At 70.2% G+C, this 5475-nt stretch carries 4 protein-coding genes; all 4 read right to left on the bottom strand.

What is annotated here, in order from left to right; genetic code table 11:
• Positions 1–174 precede the first annotated feature (174 nt).
• Positions 175–1452, bottom strand: a complete 1278-nt coding sequence (locus ACFV0O_RS33310) for an extracellular solute-binding protein (RefSeq protein ID WP_380347510.1) — start codon at positions 1450–1452, stop codon at positions 175–177.
• 457 nt (positions 1453–1909) lie between these two features.
• The gene (locus tag ACFV0O_RS33305) at positions 1910–3463 is read right to left on the bottom strand and encodes a glycoside hydrolase family 3 protein (RefSeq protein ID WP_380347485.1); all 1554 of its coding nucleotides are present in this window, start codon (positions 3461–3463) and stop codon (positions 1910–1912) included.
• Positions 3464–3469: 6 nt separating this feature from the next.
• The gene (locus tag ACFV0O_RS33300; protein WP_380347484.1) at positions 3470–4297 is read right to left on the bottom strand and encodes a carbohydrate ABC transporter permease; all 828 of its coding nucleotides are present in this window, start codon (positions 4295–4297) and stop codon (positions 3470–3472) included.
• Positions 4294–5322 (bottom strand): carbohydrate ABC transporter permease, encoded by a 1029-nt coding sequence (locus tag ACFV0O_RS33295; RefSeq protein ID WP_380347483.1) that lies wholly within the window; start codon positions 5320–5322, stop codon positions 4294–4296. The genes ACFV0O_RS33300 and ACFV0O_RS33295 overlap by 4 nt, the downstream gene beginning before the upstream one ends.
• Positions 5323–5475: the final 153 nt, after the last annotated feature.

Genomic DNA, 5475 nt, shown 5'->3' with positions numbered 1-5475 from the left:
CACTCGCGGGGTGGCTGGCGGCCCCCCAAACCCACGGGGCGCGCCGGGCCGGGCCCCCCCCCGACCGCCGCCCCCCGGGGGGGGGGCGGGGGGGGCCGGACGGGCGGCGGACACACGGCGGACAGGCGGCGGACGGGCGCCGGACGGACGTGGGACGCGACGACGGGGCGCGGGTCAGGACGCCTTGTTGATCAGCTGGTCGATCGCGGCGTCGGCCTCCTTGGTGGCCTGGTCCACCGACTTGCCCTTGAGGATCGCGGTCAGCATGTCCGGGATGATCTTCTGCTTCTCGACCGCTCCCCAGCCGGGCGCCAGCGGGGTGAACCAGGCGTCCGGGACGGCGTTGGCCGCGGCGGCGGTGGACGGCTTGTTCTTCAACGGGTTCAGCTGGGTGAGGTTGTTCGGCAGGATGTCCTTGTCGGCCAGCGCCTGCTCGGACTTGGTGCTGGTGAACATCCGGATCCAGTCGGTCGCCGGCGCCGCCGACGGGGACTTGGCGGTGACGGCGAGGTCGGAGCCGCCGATGAAGGTCGGCAGCGGCTTGCCGTCCGGGCCGGGCATGGTGGCCACCTTGACGGAGTCCTTGAGGCTCGGGTCGCCGGTGACCGGCGCGGTGACGCTGGCCGCCTCGTAGCCGTTGCCGTAGAAGGAGGCGGCGTGCCCGCGGGACATCGCCTCGTACTGGTTCTGCTCGTTCACCGTCAGGTCGCCCTTGTTGTACTTGCGCACCAGGTCGGCGAAGTGGCCGATGCCCTCCTGGGACTTGGCGTCGTGCAGGGTGCCGTGCCAGTTCCCGGCGCTGTCGAACTTGGCGATGCTGCCGCCGTACGCGGCCACGTAGCTCATCGCCGCGTACCAGTACGGACCGGGCAGGTAGAGCGGGGAGAAGGTCCTGTCCGCCTTGTTCCTGTCCGCGACCTTGTCGAGGGCGGCCGTCAGTTCGGTCTCGGTCTTGGGGAACTCCGCGCTGCCGGTGGCCTGTTGGAAGACGGTGGAGTTGTAGACGGCGACCCGGGAGCCGGCGTAGTAGGGCACGCACCAGAGCTTGTCCTGGTAGGTACAGGTGTTGGCGAGGGCCTTGATCCAGCTGTCGGAGTTGTCGAAGGTGGTCCGGTCCACCGGGGCCAGCGCGCCGGACAGCACGTACTTCATGGTCTCGGTGTTGCCCAGCTCGACCACGTCGGGGGCACTGCCCTCGGCGATGGCCTTGTCCAGCTTGGTGACCTTGTCCGCCCAGCCCTGGTAGGAGAGCTTGAGGGCGACGTTCGGGTACTTCGCCGCGAACTCGTCGTTGACCCGCTGGACCAGGTCGGGCCAGTTCTTCTGGGCGTCGTCCATCAGCCAGACCGTGACGGTGCCGGTGGCCGCCTTCGGGTCGGCCGCGGCGCTCCTGCCGTCGCCCGACGGTGCGCCCGACGAGGAACAGGCCGTCAGGCCCGCCGCCAGTGCCATGGTCCCGAGCGCCGAAACGAGCTGACGCTTCTTCACGCCGTCCTCCGAGGGTGTTAGAGCCGTGATGCCCGCCGGCAGCGTGATGGGCGCGCCCGCGGCGGAGAGTCCGGACAGGGGGCGGCGCAGAGCTTCGGGGTGGGCCGATACCACATCCGGCGAGGTTGAAATTCGAACCGGATGACTGGACTCTGGCCTAGACCAAAGGTGGTGTCAACGGCCAAATGTCCCTGTGCCCAAGGACGTTGCAGAGCCGTTGTACCCCGTGGCGATCAGTCGCCACCCCGTCACCATCGGTAGGACTTAAGGTGGATTTAAGGCCTGCTTGAGGGAGCACGGTCACTTCGCGAATCCGCAGGTCGACACCGGGGAAACGGAACGGGCCCGCCATGCGACATGCGCATGACGGGCCCGTCGGCCGACGCCTCCCGGAGCCGGCCGGTGACGTTCCTCCGGTGGTTCAGCCGACCGCTCCCGGCTGCCCGGTGAGCACCTCCACGGCCGCCAGCCCGCAGACCCGGGCGGCGCCGTGGGTGGCGACGTAGAGCGCGCCGACCGGCTCGGACTGGGGCAGCCCCATCTCGACCACGGCGGCGTCCGGGCGAACCGCCACCAGGCGGCCCAGCACGGCGGACATCCACGGGTAGCGGTGCGCGTCGCGGACCACCAGCACCAGGCGGCGGCCCTCGGCGTCGGCCACCAGCTCGCCGACCAGGCCGTCCAGCAGCTCCGGGGCCGCCGCGGCGGCCGACACCGCGCGGGTGCGGGTACCGGGGAAGCGGTCGGCCAGCATGCCGGCCACCCCCCACGGGGTGACGTCGCCGACCGCGATGTTGGGCTCGTCCGAGAACGAGGCCACGTACGGGCGCTCGCTCACCGGGGGCGTCACCAGACCCGGCGCCCGGACCACCTTCAGCGCCCGGCGCGCGGCCCGCAGGCCGACCGCCAGGTCCGGCTCCGGCCGCTCGCCCTGGGCCGAGATCCGGCCCCAGCTGCCCAGTGCCCGGACCCGGGCAGCGGCGTCCGCCAGCCGCTCCTCGTCGAGCTTCCCGGCCCGCACGCCCGCCACGATGGCGTCGCGCAGCATCAGCACGGTCTCCTCGTCGGCCAGTCCGCCGCCGACGCAGATCGCGTCCGCGCCGGCCGCCAGGGCCAGCACGGTGCCCTCGCCCATCCCGAAGGTGTCGGCGATGGCGCCCATCTCGATCGCGTCGCTGACGATCAGGCCCTGGTAGCCGAGGCCGCCGTCGGCCGGGGCCGCGCGCAGCAGGTCGCGCAGCACGGTCGGGCTCAGGGTGGCCGGCAGCTCCGGGTCCAGCGCCGGGATCATGATGTGGGCGGTCATCACGGCCTTGGTGCCGGCCGCGATCGCCGCCTGGAACGGGATCAGGTCGCGGGCCCGGAGCACGTCCAGGTCGACGTCGATGACCGGCAGGCCGTGGTGCGAGTCCACCGCGGTGTCGCCGTGGCCGGGGAAGTGCTTGGAGCAGGCGGCCACGCCGGCCGACTGCAGGCCCTCGACCCAGGCGGCGGTGTGCCGGGCGCACAGCTCCGGGTCCGCGCCGAAGGAGCGGACGCCGATGACCGGGTTGCGCGGGTTGGAGTTGACGTCCGCGGTGGGCGCCCAGTTGTAGTTGACGCCCGCCGCGGCCAGCGCCCGGCCGAGCTCGCGGGCGACGTCCCGGGTCAGCGCCGGGTCGTCGATCGCCCCGAGCGCGAGGTTGCCGGGCCAGGACGAGCCGGAGCCCGCCTCCAGCCGGGTGACGTCGCCGCTCTCCTCGTCGATGGCGATCAGGAGGTCGGGGTTCTCGGCGCGCAACGCCCGGGTGAGGGCCGAGAGCTGGTCGAGGTCGGCCACGTTGCGGTCGAACAGGGCGACCGAGCCGAGCCCGGCGGCGAGGTGGCGCAGCAGCCACTGCGGCGGCTCGGTGCCGACGAAGCCGGGCTGCAGGACGGTCAGGGCGTCGCGGTGCAGCTGGTCGCTGTCCGGCACGGTGGGAACGAGGATGCTCACGGTGACTCAGCCCTTCACGGCGCCGTCGGTGAGACCGCCGACGGCCTTGCGCTGCAGGAAGATGAACAGGATCAGCACGGGGATGGCGAACATCGTGGACGCGGCCATCGTGGCGCCCCAGTCGTTGCCGAAGGCGGTCTTGAAGGACGACAGCCACAGCGGGAGGGTCTTGCCCTCGTCCTTGTTGAGGATCAGGACGAGCGGGAACTCGTTCCAGGCCGTGATGAAGCCGAACAGCGAGGTCGACATCAGGCCCGGGGCCAGCAGCGGGAAGATCACCTTCACGAAGGCCTGGGTGCGGGTGCAGCCGTCCACCATGGCCGACTCCTCCAGCTCCTTCGGCACGGCGGCGATGAAGCTGCGCAGCGTCCAGATGGTGAAGGGCAGGATCATCATCATGTAGAAGAGGGTCAGCGGCACGAGGCTGTTCAGCAGCTCGTTGTCGCGGGAGATCATGTAGACCGCGATGGTCATGACCTCCCAGGGCGCCATCTGCGCCATCATGACGACCAGCACGAAGCCCTTGCGGCCGCGGAACTTCATCCGGGCGATGGCGAAGGACGCCAGGGTCGCGATCACCAGCGAGAGCAGCACCGCGCCGACGGTGACGGTGATGCTGTTGGTGACGTACGTCCAGAAGTTCGGGGCGTCGACCGCGGTGACGAAGTGGTCGAAGGTCCCGTCGAGCGGGACGAAGACCGGCGTCTTGCTGATGATGTCCTGGTCCTGCTTGAAGGACGTCGCGAACATCCAGTAGACGGGGAAGACGAAGAAGACGAACAGGACGACCGCGATCACGTTCGGCCAGGTACGTCCGAAGAGAGAGCGCCTCACAGCTCGTCCTCCTGCTTGATCATGATGCGGAAGTAGTACGCCATCAGCGCGCCCAGCATCAGGATGGTGAGCACGGCGATCGCGGAGCCGACGCCGTAGTGCTGGCCGGAGGAGCCCTCCAGGAAGGCGTGCACCGGCAGGGTGCGGGTCAGCTTCTCGGGGCCGCCGGCGTTGATCGCGTAGATCTGGGTGAAGGACTTGAACACCCAGATGACTTCGAGGAAGGTCGTGGCCAGGAAGAACGGCTTCAGGTTGGGGAAGATCACCGCGCTGAAGATCTTGAGGGAGCCGGCGCCGTCCATCCGGGCGGCCTCGTAGAGCTCCCTCGGGATGGTGGTCAGGCCCGCGTACATGTTGAACGCCACGAACGGGATCGACATCCAGACGATCAGCAGGATGACGACGAAGAAGGTCGTGTACTCGTTGCTGAGCCAGTTGTAGTCGGCCATCGAGTGCCAACCCAGCTGGTCCAGGAACCAGTTGACGACGCCCCACTGCGAGTCGAAGAGCCAGGTGTAGACGGTGGTCGCGGCGACGACCGGCATGGCCCAGGCCATCAGCAGGCCGATCTGCAGCAGCAGCCGCATCTTCTTGCCGAGGTGGTTCAGCAGGAGGCCGACCAGGGTGCCGGCGACCATGATGAGCACCACGTTGATCGCGGTGAAGGCGACGGTGCGCCCGGTGACCGACCAGAACTCCGGATCGGTCAGCTGCTCCTTGTAGTTGTCGAAGCCGTTCCACTCGGTGATGTGCATGACCAGCTGGCGCCGGTTGAGGTTCTGGAACGACAGCAGCACGGTCTTCAGCAGCGGCCAGCCCAGCAGGGCGAGCGTCGCCACGGTGGCCGGCAGCAGCAGCAGGTACGGGGCGAGGCGGGCGCCCAGCCCGGGGCCGCCCGCGGATCTGGTGCGCTTCGGCGCGGCACCCCCGGAGCCGCCGCCCGTGGCGCTCGTCTCGACACGGGCCGCAACGGCCTCCCCTGGATCGGGGGACTGCGTCTGCACCCGCTCCGAATGCACAGCCATCGTTCTCACTTCCTCACAACCCTGGCCACGACGGACAGGCGTGGCCCACCGGCCCCCCCCCCGGGGCCCGGGGGGGGGCCCCCCGGGGGGGGGGGGGGGCGCCCGGGCGGGGGTGTGGAGTGAGTGCCCCGGGGGGTTTATATTGTGTGTGTG

This window comes from Kitasatospora sp. NPDC059577, from assembly GCF_042735475.1.
In the GTDB taxonomy this organism is placed as follows: Bacteria; Actinomycetota; Actinomycetes; order Streptomycetales; family Streptomycetaceae; genus Kitasatospora.
This window is presented reverse-complemented; position numbering and strand designations above follow the sequence as displayed.